The organism is Streptomyces sp. A3M-1-3 (genome assembly GCF_024213665.1).
Lineage (GTDB): Bacteria > Actinomycetota > Actinomycetes > Streptomycetales > Streptomycetaceae > Streptomyces.
This window is the reverse complement of sequence record NZ_JANAVP010000023.1, coordinates 1-14,716: the sequence shown is the minus strand read 5'-3', so window position 1 is coordinate 14,716 and position 14,716 is coordinate 1. Positions and strand designations below refer to the sequence as shown.

The window sequence follows — 14,716 nt, the reverse complement described above, 5'->3', positions numbered from 1 at the left end:
TCACTGCCGTTTCGCCCCTGGTCGTGTCGGCCCCTTCGGCCTGGCCGGTGACCAGTGGGAGTCGTCATCCGTACAGCGGGAAGCGTCCGGTCTCCACATCGAGCGCGAGCGGTGCGGGAAGCGGGACGGTCTCGCCGTACTTCCCACGCAGGGCCTCTTCGTAGCGGCCGTCCTCCGGCCGGGTGTGCAGAGCCCATGTTCCCTGGCGCGGGTCAATGACGAGCAGGGCCTTCACTCCGGCAACGGCATACCAGTCCTGCTTGCTCGTGATGTCGCGGACCTTCTCGGACTTGGAGATCACCTCGACGGCGAGCTCGACGTCGCGCGGGTCGATCAACCAGTCGTCGGACTCGAGGAAGTCGGCCGGGCAGATGGTGAGATCGGGGGTCACGTAGTCGTCAGGGTCGTCGGGCATCTCAATGGACGCCACTTCGACCGCCACGAGCGCCGGTGGCAGCGAAGGCCTGATCGCCTGCTCAAGCCGGTGGATCACACCCGCGTGCTTGCCGCGCGGGGTTGGGGACATCACGAGGCTTCCTCCCAGGACCTGCACGCGCAGGCCCGTCGCTTCTTCGATCTTCTCGGCGACCTCGCGCAGATTCCCCGGACGCGGACGCAAGACAGGAACGTGCATGGTTCGTGGCCTCCGTCTCTGCGACTCAGGAGCTGCGCGGGCGGGTTCGGGGGGAGGTCCCGCATCCCGCGCAGGGGTGATTCCACCGTACTGGGCTGCCGACGCATGCGGACGGCTGCAGGGCCTCACCCGCAGCCCTTGTTCCTTGTCTGCCATTCCAACTCCCCTCACAGGCGACCACTCCACTACACACAGTCACGATAGGCGGCCGCACTGACAACGGCCTACGCGTGACGATCACACTCCACCCAGAGCAGCTTCCCCGCCCGGCCGGACACCGCGTCCCCGAGCCGGTACGCGCCCCAGTTGTCGGCGCACAGCCGTACGAGGTGGAGCCCTCGCCCGCGCTCGGCGAGATCGCCCGGCGGACCGGACGGGACCCCGTCCCCGAAGGGGGCCGGGATGTCCGGGTTGCTGTCCCACACGCTCACCCGCAGCCGGCCGTACTCCATCGCCCGGAGGCGGAGCATGTACGGACCGTCGGAGTACCGGTGGGCATTGGTGACCAGTTCACTCGCCAACAGCTCGGCGGTGTCGGCGAGTTCGGTCATGCCGTGGGTCCGCAGGACCGCCCGGAGGGTGGTGCGGGCGATGCGGGGCGCACGGGGATCGTGCGGGAGTTGGAGGGTGTAGGCCCAGGGCGGGGATACGGTTGCCATGGAAGTCTCCGATCACGGAGGGAAGTTGGCTGTGGTGTGCACTGCGTTGCCCGGTGACCAGGTCGCTCCGTCGAGCGGGGTTCTTCCAGGCGGGTGGCCTGGTTCACACGCTAGAGCGCTTCATGGAATGAATTCCACGATTCTGCTGGTTTGCATGCCAGGTACCCTCGTGTGGGTGACCTGTCCAGGGAGGGGTTGATGACGTCCAGCTCTACGCCAACGGCCCGCCGTCAACGGCTCGGTGCCGAGCTGCGCAAGCTGCGTGAGCGTGCGGGGATCAACGCCACGGAGGCAGCCGCACTGCTGGGCGGCAACCAGGCGCGCATCAGCAACATCGAAGCCGGCCGCTACGGAGTCAGCGCCGACCGCGTACGCACCCTTTCCTGTAACTATTCGTGCCCGGACCCCGCGCTCGTGGAGGCCCTCGCCGCCATGACCGGCGATCGCAAGCGCGGCTGGTGGGAGGAGTACCGGGAAATCCTGTCCGCCGGTCTGCTCGACCTGGCGGAACTGGACCATCACGGCAAGGAGCTGCGTACCGCCCACACCTCGGGCATCCCTGGCCTGCTCCAGACCGCGGACCACGCCCGCGAGGTCTTCCGCCAGGTCGTTCCCGATCTGTCACCGCCCGAGGCCGAGCATCGGATGTCGTTCCGTATCAAGCGGCAGGTGGTTCTCTTCCGGGAGGACCCCGCCCCGTACCGGGCGATCATCCACGAAGCGGCACTGCGCATGAAGTTCGGCGGCCCGGCCATCGCCCGGAACCAGCTGCTCCAACTGCTCGCGATGGGGGAGCGCGATCACATCACCATCCAGGTCATCCCGTTCGACGCGGGTGCGTATCCCGGCGCCGGCCAGCCCGTCTACTACGTACACGGCCCGGTGCCGCAGCTCGACACGGTCCAGCTGGACCAGTCCCACGGCATGACGCTGCTCGATGCCGAGGCGCAGCTCAACAAGTACCGCCAAGTCCTCGCCCGCCTGGAGGCGATCGCTCTCGACGCGGCGGAATCACGAGACTTCATCCACACCATCGCCAAGAGCCTGTGAAGGGAGACCAGTGTTCGCCGACAGCTGGCAGAAGTCGTCCTACTGCGGAGAGGGCGAATCCTGCGTACACGTCGCCGCAGCGCCCGACCGGACGGTCAGACTCACTGAAAGCAGCGACCCCAGAGGGTCCATACTCCTGACTGACCCCGACACCTGGTCCGCCCTCCTCCGCGCCATCAAGGAGAACCATGTCTGAGATCCCCGCAGACCTCACCTGGACCAGGGCCGCGCCCGAGGGCGAGGACGGGCCCGGGCCGTGGATCGAGATCGCCGCCGGGCCGGACGGGCTGATCTACATCCGCGAGACGAGCGACCCGGACAACGTCGTCACGACGACCCAGCGCAAGTGGGACGCGTTCGTGAAGGGCGTGCTGGCCGGCGAGTTCGACCACTTCGCGGAACTCGATGGCCAGGGCGCGGTCGCATAGAGGCCGTGCCGGAGCGGCACCCGGCACGGCACACGTCGTCAGGCTCAGTAGATGCCGTTGAGGTCCGTGCCCTCGGGTGCGCGGTAGCAGCCGGAGACCACGTGCACCAGGATCAGAGGCTGCTTCTCTCGCGAGTCTCCGCTGACATGCAGCTCCGCGTTGATCGAGAAGCGCTCCTTCTCGGAGTCTGCAGTGAGTTCCAGGGTCTTGGCAGCGCTCCTGTTCGGGCCGTACTCGACGATCTTCCAGCCGTTGTTGGGCAGGCTCTCCTTGAGTCGCGCAAAGCCCCGCTTCAGCTCGTCTTCCGAGACTCCATAGATCGACCACGGGTGACGCGACATGAAGAGGCGCTCAGGGTCTTCGGCGCAGGTCGAGACGCCGGGGCCAGGCTCGCTTGTCTTGCCCTGCTTAATGCCGATCATGTCGAAAATCTGACTGGAGACAGCCTTGGTCTTCGCCCGCGCCTCCTCGACGCCGAGCGTGGTGGGGGTGTAGCCGAGATCGTCCATGTCCTTCGAGCATCCCGTCGCGATGATTGCCAGGGCGAGAGCGGAAGTGAGAGCGCCACATGCGCGGCGCCTACCCTTGCTGCCGATCCGGGTCACTAGTCCTCTTCCACTCGGTTGTACTTCCCGGTGACTACAAAGGCCTGGTTTTTCAGGCTCAGGGAGTCGCGATTCCAGTAGTCACTGTGTCCGCTGGTGTCCACGTCCATCCGGTGGGCACCGAAGGCCTCGTCGGACGGCACCACCTGGATGTACCCCGCATTGAAGGGGATGCCGTTCCAGGTCGGGACAGTCCACTTGTAGCCGCCGAGCTCGGCCACCTTGCCGCCGGCCGGTACCGGGTCGTTCCAGGCTGCCTCGGACCACACATGGTCCCTGCCGACGTCGAGGTCGTCAGCGTCGCCGACCATCATGCCTGGGCTGCCTGCGACGACGATGTCGTCGGCGGACAGATCTCCCTTGTTGGAGGCATCACCGACCACCGTGGAGCCGTAACTGTGGCCGATGACGGTGGTGTGGCTATTGTCGGCGCCGCCCTGGGCGGCTTCGAGACCGTCCATGAAGGAGTTCAGCTTGGGGGAGCCGTCGTACGCCCACCGCTTCTCCGTCGCGTCGGAAACGATGCTCTCTGCGGGGCGTCGTAACCGAGCCAGGTGATGGTCGAGGTGGTCTCGCCCGGAGCCTGGGAGTTGGCCTCGCGCCACAGTTCGGTCATCCGGTTGATGTCCCCGTTGATGGTCTCCAACTTTGTCGTGGTGCCGGGTACGTACACCGCGGTGTGGTCGGCCGTGTCCGGGTTGCCGTTGGCGATGATCGCGCGGCCGGTGCCCTGGGAGTCAAAGCCGAGGAGGTACGCCTCGGGCAGGTTGGCCGAAGGCGGCGCATCGAACCGCTTCTGGATCGCGTCCATGCCCTTGAGCTCCACCCGAAGGCGTGTTCCGCCGTCCTTCTCCCACTTGTCCCAGGCTGGATTCTTGAGAGCCGCCGGGTAGGAGCCGTTCGGGTTCTGGATGTACTTGGAGGGCTCAGGGCCCAGTCTGTCCAGATCAAGCTGCGCCTGGGCCCGCGTCTCCGCCAGCACCATGCGGTTGGCGTCGTCGCGGACGGTCGACGGGATGCCGTCGAGGGCGCCGACGGAAGCGGGGTAGAGGGTTGCGTACTCGTCCCGCTGCTCCTGGGTGAGGCCCTTCCACCACTCGGCGCTCTCGGCTGCCGACTTGTCCTTGGGTATCTTCGAGTCGTCGGCGTACTTGCCGGCTGCCTTCTGGAGGTCCCTGGTATCCCGGGCGGCGTCCGCGAGCATCTCGTTAGAGACCTCGAGCCCGTCGGTGGTCTTCAGCTTGCGCAGAACCCCGGCGTACCGGCCGTCGATCTCGACGGCTTCCCGGACCGCGCCGGCGATCCGCTCGGCTATGTCCTCGGCCTTGCCCTTGTTGGGGTCGGCGCCGCCCTCCGCCTTTCCGGGCAGGAGCGGGACGGGGGCGCCGGGGGTGGCAGTGCCGGTGGGGGCGAGTGGGACTGGCGTAAGGGGGGAGGCGGGGTACTCGACCGAACCGTCGGGGTTTACCAAGAACTTGAGGTTCTCGGCGTCCTCGAGAGCCTGCTTCAGCTTCTTCTGAGGCGCGGCCAGTTCGGCGGCCAGTCCGTTCAGGCCGGTGCGGATCAGTCCGCACTCAGTATGGATGTACTGGTAGTTGCGGCTGAGCCGGGCCAGATTGCCGATGGCCGTGGTGGCAGTGTCGCCCGTCTGCGTCTCGCGGAGCTTGCCGAGCATCTCGTTGTCGACTCGGTCCTTGGCCGCGTTGGCGCGAGTCGAGACCTTGCCCCAGCCGTCCGCCGCGTCCTCGTACTCCGAGAGCTTCACATCGCGCAAGTGCTGCCATGTGGTCACTTCGAAGCCTGCCCCTCGAAGCGCTTCTTGTTCCTGATCTCCTGCTCGCCGAACTCCTTACCCGCGGACTTGAGGGCACCCTCGAGGCGAAGGCACTCGTCGCGTACGGAGGCGAGGCGGCCCTTCCAGGAGGTACGGACCTCTTCCAGCGCCGGAGTGCTGGTGAAGCCCGCCGCACCTCCGGCTATGCCTTCCGAGGCAGTGTCCAGTTCAGTGAGGGCGGAGGCGGAGGAGGTGTTCAGGGCGTTCGCGACACCGGCAGCTGTGGTCCAGGGACCCTCGCTGACCTCGAGGTCAGGTCCGCCTCCGGTGTTCCCGGCGCCTGGCGGTCCGTCGGTCGAAGCCAGAGTCATCCTGGCGCCGGGGCTGTCGTCGCCGAACAGCTCCCCCCATTTCGCGTTGAGCGCCACGCGCCTCTCCCCCGCTATGTGGACCATTGCTTCCGCGAAGTTAGCCGAGGCGACGGCGACCCGTCGAATTCGACAGAACAGCCCACGACGAGGGGCTCAGGCACGGGGCCGGCTTAGATCGGCCGGTTCACCGTGCCCCAGCGCTCGCCGCAGTAGAGCGTCAGCCCAGGCGCGTCGCAGTGCGTCTCGTACAAGCGGCCGGCGGTGGTCAGGACTCGGACCCACACGTCGTTGCCCTGGGCCAGGACGGTCACGTTGCACGCGCCTCGGGGGAATCGGGGATTCGTGCTGAGGTTCTGCCAGAAGACCGGCCCTCGGGGGACGAGCGTCCGGCGGCCGGCGAAGACCCTGCCGCGGTTGATCACGGCGGTGAACTCCTCGAAGCGCGAGACCACGATGGAGTCGATGTCGTTGCACGGTGCAGCCGGTGGAGCGGGAGGAGCGGGAGGGCCTCCCGTCACCGGCGCCCCCGCTTCACTGGCGGGAGCCGAGTCGGCGGGGCTGTCGGCGGGCTGTGCGACGGCCAGGGCGGGATTCGAGATCCCGGCAAGCATGAATGCGAGCGGCACGACAACAGCGCCGACCAGCCGCGCGCGCCGACCAGTCCTGGTTTCAGGACCCATAGAAGCTCCTCTGTCGAACCGAATCGCTAGCTGCTCCGGAGACCGGAGGCCATGGGGAGCATCCCTCGTTGCCTGTCGCTTCATCGGGAGAAGAGGCCGAGTGGCGCGGATATGTCAGCGCATTGGTCCAACGAGGCCACGGATGGCCCAGGACCCGGGTCATCAACCCCCGTACAACGCAACCCGCGTCCCTCGGGACACGCGGCAACCCGAACGGCTCCCCCACGCGGCCGACATCTTTCCCCCTCCCGCCAATCATTGCCCGGCGTCACCCCGCGTGATACACAGAGTGACCATAGGCGGCTCCGCATCCGCCGGTACGCGCCCGGTCAGGGTCGTGCGACCGGCGACACACACGGGATCGGGTAAAGACAGCCGCCAAGTCGACATGCGAGCGCGGTTCATCAGCGATGATAGTCGTGACCCCTGCCGTCGGGCACGGGGCTACGGAACTACCCAACAGGGGCGGTGAGTTACATGATCCTGGCAGCCGAGAAGGGCGACATCACCACCATCATCGGCGGAATCGCCCCCAACTGGGGGCCGTTCGGGAGCCTGGGTGCAGAGGCAAAGGTAATGATCGAGGTCGTCATGGCCGTCGCGATCCTCCTCTGCCTCGGTATCGCGATCTGGGGCGCCGCCAAGCAGCGCATCGGCGCGACGGCTCTGCGGGACACCTTCAGCGCGGAGCAGGGCAAGGGCCTGATCGTCGCCGGCCTGACCGGCGTCTTCATCATCGGATCCCTCGGCACCCTCTTCACCATCGTGTACGGGATGGCCGTCTAGCCCCGGCGAGTCCCTGCCTGTCCTCACCGGGCTCCCGCCCGGACCACCCCAACACCACCCGTCCGTCGTGCCCACCGGCAGAGGATGCGTCTCCCTGATGTCGAGTCACCACTCCGCGCCCGCGCGGAAACCAGCGCGGCTACCGTCGTACTACGACGCGAAACCGAACACGGCTGAGGGGGCCCACGCGGTATGAGCCACGACGACGAGCACGGCTTCGGCGACCGCATGGACAGGGTGGGCGGCTCCGGCCAGACCCGCACGCGCCTCCCCGAGGCGCCCGGAGGCGATGTGTACGGCGGTGCCCGCCGCCCGGTACGGAACTCGCGGGGCATGGCGGCGGTGGTGGGCGTGGTGGCGCTGCTGATCGCGGCTATCGCGTTCGCGAACCGTGGTGGCGGCGACGACACCGCCGCCACGGAGGGTGCCGGCACGAAGCGGGCGGAAAGCGGCCCGACGGCGGCGACGGGCGTAAAGCCGGTGGAGGGCAAGAACGGCACGATCGCGTCGGGCTTCGCGAGGAATGAGCAGGGGGCGCAGTCCGCCGCCGCGAATTACGCGGTGGCGCTGGGTTCTGACGGCATGTTCAACACATCCCGTCGGCACAAGATCGTGCAGACGATCGCCGATCCCAGCGCGCTGAGCAGGCTCCAGGCCGGCTTCGACGCCGACTACTCTCCGTCGTTCCTTGCCCAGATCGGCCTCAGCGCCGTTGGCGGAGCGCCCACCGGGTCGACGTTCGTCAGCCGGACGATTCCCGCCGGGACGAAGGTCCAGAACTACAGCAGCGGCAGCGCCAAGGTCGACGTCTGGTGTGCGGGCCTCTTCGGACTGACGGGCGACAAGTCGACCAAGCCCGTGACAAGCGGCTGGTTCACCGTGACGGTGCAGCTCAAGTGGGTGGGGTCCGACTGGAAGGTCCTGGACACCAGTCAGAAGGAAGGACCGACTCCGGTCACCGGCGACAACGCCGTGTCCGGATCCGATGAGATCAGCGGCGCGGTCAACGAATTCGGAGGGTTCACATATGCCCGGTAGCCCCCGACACCTTATGCGCAGGATCGCCGCCGCACTGGTGGCTCTCCAGACCGTGGCCTTCGTCTTCGCAGCCAGAGCTGGCGCCGCGCCCACCCCGACGCCCACGCCCACTCCGACGCCGACTCCCGGCCAGAGCAGCGATCCGTGCGAACTCATCGCGGGTCCCGCGCGCGAATACTGCGACAGCGGCGAAGCCGGAACCGGCCCCGCCCGCCGCGCGCCCGGGGATCCCATGGAGCAGCTCGATCCGCTCTCCTCGCTGGCCAAGGGCTGCGCCGACGCCGCCGCGTGGATCGTCACCAAGCTGTCCGACGCCGTGACGAACACCGCCACCGTCGACTTCACCAACGCCGCGTTCCTGCGCCAGTACGCCGTCGTCTTCGCGGCCTCCACCGTGCTGACGCTCGTCCTCTGGCTGCTCGCCGTCGCCAAGCGCGCCATCCGCGGCGTGCCGCTCGCCACCGCGCTCTCCGAGGCGATCGGGTTCCTCTGGCTGACCGTTCTCGCGTCCGCCTTCACCCCGTTGATCCTGTACACCATCGTCTCGGCCACGGACGGCGTCACCGAGGTCATCTCCTCCGGCACCGGCGGGCAGACCGACGTCTTCTTCGGATCGTTCGCCGAGGCGCTCAAGAAGGGCGACGACATCGGCGGCGGGCCGATCATGCTGATCGTCGTCGCGCTCGTGACCGTGCTCGCCGCCGGCGTGCTCTGGCTGGAGCTGGTCATCCGGGCCGCCCTCCTTTACGTCGGCGCCCTCCTCGGCACCGCCGTCTACGCCGGTCTGGTCGACAAGAACATGTGGGGCCACGTCCGGCGCTGGGCCGGGATCATGATCGCGGTGATCCTCGTCAAGCCGGTCATCGTCATCGTGCTCGGGCTCGCCGGAGCCCTCTCCGCCGACGACGGCCCCAACGCCTTCTCCGCCGTGGTCTCCGGGCTCGCCATCATCCTGCTGGCCATCTTCGCCTCGGCGATGATCTACCGCTTCGTGCCCGGCTTCGGAGACGAGATCTCCTCCGCCCGATCCAACCGCAAGCAGGCCACCGACGGCTCCAAGGCCGCCGCCGTCATCAGCTCTCCGGCCGCCCTCGTCTCGCAGGGCATCAAGACGCACAGCAGTCGTGGCGGCGGCGGCCAGGACCGGGGCAACAGCGGCGAGGGGGCACAGTCCCGGCCGGCCAACCCGCTCTCGGGCGGCGTGGCGGCGCACAGTTCCCGTAATCCGGGAAACGGGGTGGGCGGCGGAACTGTCCCCTCCGCCGCACCCCCGCCCCGTACATCCGGCTCCAGCTCCAGCTCCAGCACCAGCACCACGGGAGGTGAAGGGCGTTGACGACCCAGTCCCATCCGGTCGCGCCCCGCCGTACGTATCTGATCGGCCGGGCCCGGCCGAACGCGATCGTCGGCAAGAACCGCGAGACCGGCGAGATCGCGCTGATCATCGGCGGCGCGTTCCTCGGCATGATGAGCGGGCTGATCGTCCCCGTCCTCTCCCTGCGCATCGTGCTGCTGATGGGCTTCCCGATGGTGGCGCTGGCCATCGTGTACCTCCCGTACAAGCACCGCACCTTCTACAAGTGGTTCGAAGTCAACCGCAGCTACAAGCGCAGTCTCCGCCGCGGCACCGCCTACCGTTCCGGCGCCATGGAGGCCGGTGTACGCGCCGACGGCAATGAGGTCGAGGTCGGGCCACCGCCGGGCATCGGCCGGATCAACTGGCTCGCCGCGCCCTTCGGCCCGGACGAGATCGCCGTACTGCTGCACGCGGACCGGCGGACCGTGACTGCCGCCATCGAGATCGAGGGCCCGGGCGTCGGACTGCGCGACAGCGAGGACCAGGAAGCCCTGGTGGACCGTTTCGGCACGCTCCTCAAGCACGTCGCCAACGGCGACGGCTTTGTGACGCGCCTTCAGATGCTCGCCCGCACCCTGCCCGCCGACCCCGACGCCCACGCGAAGGACGTGGGGCAGCGCGGCGACCAGAACGCCCCCGGCTGGCTCCGGGACTCGTACGACCAGCTCCAGTCGATGGTGTCCACCTCCAGCGAGCAGCACCGCGCGTACCTCGTCGCCTGCATGCACTACACCCGCGAACTGGCCGCCGAGGCGGACGCCATGGCCCGCGCCGTCCCCCGGGCGGGGCGCAAGCTCGACAAGGACGCCGGCCTCGCCGTCGTCATGGCCCGCGAGCTGACCGACATCTGCGCGCGCCTCGCCGAGGCCGACATCCGGGTCCGGCAGCCGCTCGGCCAGGGCCGGCTCGCCTCTCTCGTGCACTCGATGTACGACCCGGACCACCCCATCGACCACATCCAGGCGATGACCAAGCGCAACGCGTGGCCCGCCGAGCTGGACGCGATGGAGCCCACCTACCTCCAGGCCAAGACGCGCGAGTCGTCGACGCGCGCGCCCTGGTGCCACGCGACGGCCTGGGTGAAGGAATGGCCGATGACCCCGGTGGGCGTCAACTTCCTCGCGCCGCTGCTCGTCCACACACCCGACGTCATCCGCACGGTCGCCGTCTGTATGGACCTCGAACCCACCGAGGTCGCCATCGAGCGGATGCTGACCGAGAAGACGAACGACGAGGCGGAGGCGAGCCGCGCCGCCAAGATGAACCGGACCGTCGACCCGCGCGACATCGCGGCCTACGGGCGACTCGACCAGAGGGGTGAAGATCTCGCCAGCGGTGCGGCAGGAGTGAACCTTGTCGGGTACATCACGGTGTCTTCGCGTTCGCCGGAGGCGCTGGCTCGCGACAAGCGGACGATCAGAGCATCGGCCGGCAAGTCGTATCTCAAGCTGGAGTGGTGCGACCGCGAGCACCACCGCGCCTTCGTGAACACCCTGCCGTTCGCCACCGGCATCCGCCGCTGACTCCAGACCGAGAAGATTGGGGCAGAGCCGCATGCGAGATCCGCTGTCCGCGTTGACGGACGCCTTCACCAGCTTCGTGCTCGGGAAGGTGGAGACGACGCGGCTGCCCGTACGCACATCGACCGGCCAGGCGCAGGCCGTCTACCTGCCCACCGCCGCGCCCGGCCTCGGCGACTCCGGCGTGATCATCGGGCGCGAGGTCTACAGCGGCAAAGGCTATATCTACGACCCTTTCCAGCTGTACGGACAGCAGCTGCCGGCCCCGCACTGGCTGGTCCTCGGCGAGTCCGGCAACGGCAAGTCGGCGCTGGAGAAGACGTACGTCCTGCGCCAGCTCCGCTTCCGCGACCGGCAGGTCGTCGTCCTCGACGCGCAGGGCGAGGACGGGGTCGGCGAATGGGCCCTCATCGCGGCGCAGCTGGGAATAACTCCCATCCGGCTCGACCCGATGGCCGCGCTCGACGGCGGAATCCGGCTCAACCCGCTCGACCCGGCGATCACGACGACGGGCCAGCTGGCCCTGCTCCGTACGATCATCGAGGTCGCGATGGGGCACGGGCTCGACGAGCGGTCCGGCTTCGCGCTGAAGGTCGCGCACGCGTACGTCAACGAGACGATCGTCGAGCGGCAGCCCGTCCTCACGGACATCGTCGAACAACTCCGCCACCCCGAGCCGGAGTCGGCCGAGGCGATGAACGTCGACATAGACGACGTACGGGCGTGGGGCCTCGACGTGGCGCTGGTGCTGGACCGACTGGTCGACGGTGACCTGCGGGGCATGTTCGACGGGCCGACGACCGTCGGCATCGACCTGGACGCGCCGCTGATCGTCTTCGACCTCTCCCACATCGACCGGAACTCGATCGCGATGCCGATCCTGATGGCGATCGTGGGCGTCTGGCTGGAGCACACCTGGATCCGTCCGGACCGGAAGAAGCGCATCTTCCTGGTCGAGGAGGCCTGGCACATCATCAACTCGCCCTTCGTGGCCCAGCTGTTCCAGCGACTGCTGAAGTTCGGCCGACGGCTCGGTCTGTCCTTCGTCGCCGTGGTCCACCACCTGTCGGACGTGGTGGACGGCGCGGCGGCGCGGGAAGCGGCGGCCATCCTCAAGATGGCGTCCACCCGGACGATCTACGCCCAGAAGGCCGACGAGGCGCGGGGGACGGGACGGGTGCTGGGGCTGCCGAGGTGGGCGGTCGAGATCATCCCGACCCTGACGCCCGGTATCGCGGTCTGGGACGTCAACGGAAACGTTCAGGTCGTCAAACACCTGATCACGGAGGCGGAACGGCCGCTGGTCTTCACGGACCGCGCGATGACGGAGAACTCGGCCCCGGAGTTCCCCGAGCATCTGCAGGACGGGCTGCACGACAGGCTGCACGACGGGCCGGAGGACGTACCGGAGCACGTACGCGCCGCGGAACTGGAGGCGGAGCGCCGAGCCGCTCTTATCGAGCAGCAGCTGAACGAGTCCTCGGAATCAACGGTGGCCTGACATGCCCCACCGTGACAACCGCCCTGGAGAACGCGGCATCCCGGACTCGCTGCTGGTGGGTCTGCTCGCCTTCCTGCTCGGGCTGACCTTGCTGGTCTGGACGGCCACGGGCCTCGCGGCGCAGTTCGCGCGCGGCGCCTGGCCGTCGACGGTCACGTTCGCCCGTACGCCGGCGGCGATGCGCGCACTGGTCGCGCAGCCGCGCGACATAGCGGGGGCGTGGCCGGACACGGCCGCGGAACAGCTCTCGGGGTACGGGCTGTTCTGGGGCATCTTCATCAGCGAGCTGATGGTGCTGGTCGTGGCGACGGTGTTCGTGATGGGCGTGCTGGCGCGCTGGAGGGTCGTACGGGCGAACCGCCGCGCGGGGGATGCGGATACGTACGGGGATACCGCGCCGGCGGCGCATGCGGGGGTCGCACCGGCCGAAGCGGTCGCACCGGTCGAGGCGGCCGGACTGGTCGCACGGGAGCGGCAGGCACCGGTGCCGGTGCCGTTGCCGGACCCGGTATCGGCCCCGGTCCCGCCGGAGGCCGAGCCGCACCCGGCGGCCACCGCGCAGGGGCCGGTCGGGTGGGAGCAGCCCCGCGCCGCAGGCGCCCCGGCACCCGCCCCCGCACCTGTCGCCGTACCCGCGCCCCGCCCAGCAGTGGTGCTGTACGGCCCGGCGGGCGACCGGCGGCCCCGCGCGCTGCGGGCCATCGCGGACGCGGAGGGTCCGGCGCTCGTCGTCACCTCCGACCCCACCCTCTGGGCAGAGACGAAGGACGCCCGCGCCAAACTCGGCCCCGTACTCGTCTACGACCCCTCGCACCTGTGCGACACCCCTGCCCGCCTGCACTGGTCGCCCAGCGCCGGCTGCGAGACCCGAGAGGTCGCCGCCGCACGCGCCGTCGCGCTGCTCGCGCCAGTACGCCCGTCGGCCCGGCTCGACGCCGCGGTGGCGGACGCGGCGGAAACGCTCCTGCGGTGCTGGCTGCACGCCGCGGCGGTCGACGACCGGCCGTTCAAGCTGGTCCACCGGTGGGCGCAGGGCAACAGTGCGCATGAACCCGTACGCATCCTCCGCACGCACCCCAAGGCTGCGTCCGGGTCGGCGGGTGAACTCGAGTCGGCACTCACCGCGCATCCGGAACGCCGCGAGATCGCCCAGGAGTTGACGGCCCGGGCCCTCTCCGCCCTCTCCTCGATCCATATCCGCGACGCTTGCACACCGAACCGAACTGATTCGCTCACCTTGGAATCATTCGTGGACGAGGGGGGCACTCTTTACCTGGTGGGTGAAGCTATCGAGGATCCCCGGTCGCGTCCCGGCGCGATGCCGTTGCTCACCGCACTCGCATCAAGCGTGGTCGAGCACGGCCGCCACATGGCCGCACGGTCATCCGACGGTCGGCTCGACCCACCACTCACGCTCGTCCTCGACGACATCGCGGCCGTCGCTCCGCTTCCCCAGCTCCCGGAGTTGCTGACGGCCGGGCCGGCCCAGGGGCTGCCGGCCCTCGCCCTGCTCCGCTCGCAGGAACAGGCCCGCGCCCGCTGGCCACACGGCGCCCTGCCGGTGGCGTAGCTTCCGCTCGTCAGGGGCGCGCGAGGGCCAGCTCGAGCTCCAGAGCTGCAGGGTCACCCGAAACGGGGACGGACTCCCCGGTGCGTACGAAGCCGAACTTCCGGTAGAACCCCTGGGCGCGTTCATTCCTCTCGTGGACATAGAGCCGCACCCGGGCCATCCTCGGCTCCTCCAACGACCAGGCCCAATGGACCGCGGCGTCGAAAAGCGCATGGGTCAGCCCGCTGCCGCGCTGTTCCGGACGTACGAAGACGCCGACCAGGTGCGCCTGGGCCACAGGAATCTCCTCACCGAAGAAGCCGCGGGTGCCCGCCTCCTCCACGAGGACAACGACCGAGCCATCCCACGTACCGTCCGGGCCCTCGGCCACGAACTGCCGACTGTCCCTGCCGTGCGACGCGCCGGCCGTCCGCTTCTGCCAGAAGGAATCCGGCCGCGCGACGGCCTGCTCGCGGGTCTCCAGGAAAGCGACCGGCGCGGCTGGATCCTCCAGCGCGGCGATCCGCAGCTCCCTGACCCTGGGCCATTCCTCGGCTCTGACGGCTCGTATGACGTGTTCCATAAGCCGATAGAACCCCGGCATGCCGCCGCACGCAACAGAATTCGCCCCGAGCCCGACCCCAGAACGCAGAAAAGCCCCGCACCATAAGGTGCGGGGCTTTCCCACAATGATTGTTCGGCGGCGTCCTACTCTCCCACAGGGTCCCCCCTGCAGTACCATCGGCGCTGAAAGGCTTAGCTTC

At 68.8% G+C, this 14,716-nt stretch carries 17 protein-coding genes; 9 read left to right on the top strand and 8 right to left on the bottom strand.

Annotated elements, in window-relative coordinates; translation table 11 throughout:
* Positions 1–64: 64 nt before the first annotated feature.
* Together NLX86_RS23920 and NLX86_RS23915 are read right to left on the bottom strand one after the other, a co-directional pair.
* Complete coding sequence (locus NLX86_RS23920) at positions 65–634, bottom strand: Uma2 family endonuclease (RefSeq protein ID WP_254373832.1); 570 nt, start codon at positions 632–634, stop codon at positions 65–67.
* Between the two features lie 224 nt (positions 635–858).
* Positions 859–1,293, bottom strand: a complete 435-nt coding sequence (locus NLX86_RS23915) for an ATP-binding protein (RefSeq protein ID WP_254373831.1) — start codon at positions 1,291–1,293, stop codon at positions 859–861.
* 198 nt (positions 1,294–1,491) lie between these two features.
* On the opposite strand from NLX86_RS23915, the gene NLX86_RS23910 reads away from it, so the two are divergent.
* From NLX86_RS23910 to NLX86_RS23900, 3 genes are read left to right on the top strand one after another with little or no spacing between them, the layout of a single operon-like run.
* Positions 1,492–2,343, top strand: a complete 852-nt coding sequence (locus NLX86_RS23910) for a helix-turn-helix transcriptional regulator (protein ID WP_254373830.1) — start codon at positions 1,492–1,494, stop codon at positions 2,341–2,343.
* Entirely contained in the window at positions 2,231–2,539 is a 309-nt protein-coding gene (locus NLX86_RS23905) for a DUF397 domain-containing protein (RefSeq protein ID WP_254373829.1), read from the top strand. The genes NLX86_RS23910 and NLX86_RS23905 overlap by 113 nt, the downstream gene beginning before the upstream one ends.
* Positions 2,532–2,771 (top strand): DUF397 domain-containing protein, encoded by a 240-nt coding sequence (locus tag NLX86_RS23900; RefSeq protein ID WP_254373828.1) that lies wholly within the window; start codon positions 2,532–2,534, stop codon positions 2,769–2,771. The genes NLX86_RS23905 and NLX86_RS23900 overlap by 8 nt, the downstream gene beginning before the upstream one ends.
* Before the next feature lie 44 nt (positions 2,772–2,815).
* Here NLX86_RS23900 and NLX86_RS23895 read toward each other — a convergent pair whose 3' ends face one another.
* From NLX86_RS23895 to NLX86_RS23875, 5 genes are all read right to left on the bottom strand, one after another.
* Positions 2,816–3,280: a hypothetical protein gene (locus NLX86_RS23895; protein ID WP_254373827.1), complete on the bottom strand. Its 465-nt coding sequence runs from the start codon at positions 3,278–3,280 to the stop codon at positions 2,816–2,818.
* Between the two features lie 95 nt (positions 3,281–3,375).
* A complete protein-coding gene (locus NLX86_RS23890) occupies positions 3,376–3,837 on the bottom strand; it encodes an alpha/beta hydrolase (protein WP_254373826.1) in 462 nt (153 codons plus the stop codon).
* Between the two features lie 8 nt (positions 3,838–3,845).
* Positions 3,846–5,168 (bottom strand): alpha/beta hydrolase, encoded by a 1,323-nt coding sequence (locus NLX86_RS34815; protein WP_254373825.1) that lies wholly within the window; start codon positions 5,166–5,168, stop codon positions 3,846–3,848.
* On the bottom strand, positions 5,165–5,578 hold the full coding sequence (locus tag NLX86_RS23880) for a hypothetical protein (RefSeq protein ID WP_254373824.1): 414 nt from the start codon (positions 5,576–5,578) through the stop codon (positions 5,165–5,167). The genes NLX86_RS34815 and NLX86_RS23880 overlap by 4 nt, the downstream gene beginning before the upstream one ends.
* 113 nt (positions 5,579–5,691) lie before the next feature.
* Complete coding sequence (locus NLX86_RS23875; protein ID WP_254373823.1) at positions 5,692–6,201, bottom strand: hypothetical protein; 510 nt, start codon at positions 6,199–6,201, stop codon at positions 5,692–5,694.
* A 477-nt stretch (positions 6,202–6,678) separates the two neighbouring features.
* Here NLX86_RS23875 and NLX86_RS23870 point away from each other — a divergent pair, with 477 nt between their 5' ends.
* From NLX86_RS23870 to NLX86_RS23845, 6 genes are all read left to right on the top strand, one after another.
* Complete coding sequence (locus NLX86_RS23870) at positions 6,679–6,987, top strand: hypothetical protein (RefSeq protein ID WP_254373822.1); 309 nt, start codon at positions 6,679–6,681, stop codon at positions 6,985–6,987.
* A gap of 192 nt (positions 6,988–7,179) precedes the next feature.
* Positions 7,180–8,025, top strand: coding sequence for a hypothetical protein (locus NLX86_RS23865; protein ID WP_254373821.1), 846 nt, complete (start codon positions 7,180–7,182; stop codon positions 8,023–8,025).
* Entirely contained in the window at positions 8,015–9,361 is a 1,347-nt protein-coding gene (locus NLX86_RS23860) for a hypothetical protein (protein WP_254373820.1), read from the top strand. The genes NLX86_RS23865 and NLX86_RS23860 overlap by 11 nt, the downstream gene beginning before the upstream one ends.
* On the top strand, positions 9,358–10,905 hold the full coding sequence (locus NLX86_RS23855; RefSeq protein WP_254373819.1) for an SCO6880 family protein: 1,548 nt from the start codon (positions 9,358–9,360) through the stop codon (positions 10,903–10,905). The genes NLX86_RS23860 and NLX86_RS23855 overlap by 4 nt, the downstream gene beginning before the upstream one ends.
* A 31-nt stretch (positions 10,906–10,936) precedes the next feature.
* Positions 10,937–12,403 (top strand): ATP-binding protein, encoded by a 1,467-nt coding sequence (locus NLX86_RS23850; protein ID WP_254373818.1) that lies wholly within the window; start codon positions 10,937–10,939, stop codon positions 12,401–12,403.
* A gap of 1 nt (position 12,404) precedes the next feature.
* Entirely contained in the window at positions 12,405–13,973 is a 1,569-nt protein-coding gene (locus tag NLX86_RS23845) for a type IV secretory system conjugative DNA transfer family protein (RefSeq protein ID WP_254373817.1), read from the top strand.
* Between the two features lie 10 nt (positions 13,974–13,983).
* Here the strand turns inward: NLX86_RS23845 and NLX86_RS23840 are convergent, their stop codons facing one another.
* The gene (locus tag NLX86_RS23840; RefSeq protein ID WP_254373816.1) at positions 13,984–14,535 is read right to left on the bottom strand and encodes an N-acetyltransferase; all 552 of its coding nucleotides are present in this window, start codon (positions 14,533–14,535) and stop codon (positions 13,984–13,986) included.
* Between the last annotated feature and the right edge of the window lie 181 nt (positions 14,536–14,716).

Bases quoted from the DNA above. Each gene is read 5' to 3' on its own strand.
- NLX86_RS23850 (WP_254373818.1), top strand. From the start codon at position 10,937: ATGCGAGATCCGCTGTCCGCGTTGACGGACGCCTTCACCAGCTTCGTG.
- NLX86_RS23905 (WP_254373829.1), top strand. From the start codon at position 2,231: ATGCCGAGGCGCAGCTCAACAAGTACCGCCAAGTCCTCGCCCGCCTGG.
- NLX86_RS23900 (WP_254373828.1), top strand. From the start codon at position 2,532: ATGTCTGAGATCCCCGCAGACCTCACCTGGACCAGGGCCGCGCCCGAG.
- NLX86_RS23910 (WP_254373830.1), top strand. From the start codon at position 1,492: ATGACGTCCAGCTCTACGCCAACGGCCCGCCGTCAACGGCTCGGTGCC.
- NLX86_RS23860 (WP_254373820.1), top strand. From the start codon at position 8,015: ATGCCCGGTAGCCCCCGACACCTTATGCGCAGGATCGCCGCCGCACTG.
- NLX86_RS23865 (WP_254373821.1), top strand. From the start codon at position 7,180: ATGAGCCACGACGACGAGCACGGCTTCGGCGACCGCATGGACAGGGTG.
- NLX86_RS23845 (WP_254373817.1), top strand. From the start codon at position 12,405: ATGCCCCACCGTGACAACCGCCCTGGAGAACGCGGCATCCCGGACTCG.
- NLX86_RS23915 (WP_254373831.1), bottom strand. From the start codon at position 1,293: ATGGCAACCGTATCCCCGCCCTGGGCCTACACCCTCCAACTCCCGCAC.
- NLX86_RS23895 (WP_254373827.1), bottom strand. From the start codon at position 3,280: ATGGACGATCTCGGCTACACCCCCACCACGCTCGGCGTCGAGGAGGCG.
- NLX86_RS23920 (WP_254373832.1), bottom strand. From the start codon at position 634: ATGCACGTTCCTGTCTTGCGTCCGCGTCCGGGGAATCTGCGCGAGGTC.
- NLX86_RS23870 (WP_254373822.1), top strand. From the start codon at position 6,679: ATGATCCTGGCAGCCGAGAAGGGCGACATCACCACCATCATCGGCGGA.
- NLX86_RS23840 (WP_254373816.1), bottom strand. From the start codon at position 14,535: ATGGAACACGTCATACGAGCCGTCAGAGCCGAGGAATGGCCCAGGGTC.
- NLX86_RS23890 (WP_254373826.1), bottom strand. From the start codon at position 3,837: ATGGACGGTCTCGAAGCCGCCCAGGGCGGCGCCGACAATAGCCACACC.
- NLX86_RS23875 (WP_254373823.1), bottom strand. From the start codon at position 6,201: ATGGGTCCTGAAACCAGGACTGGTCGGCGCGCGCGGCTGGTCGGCGCT.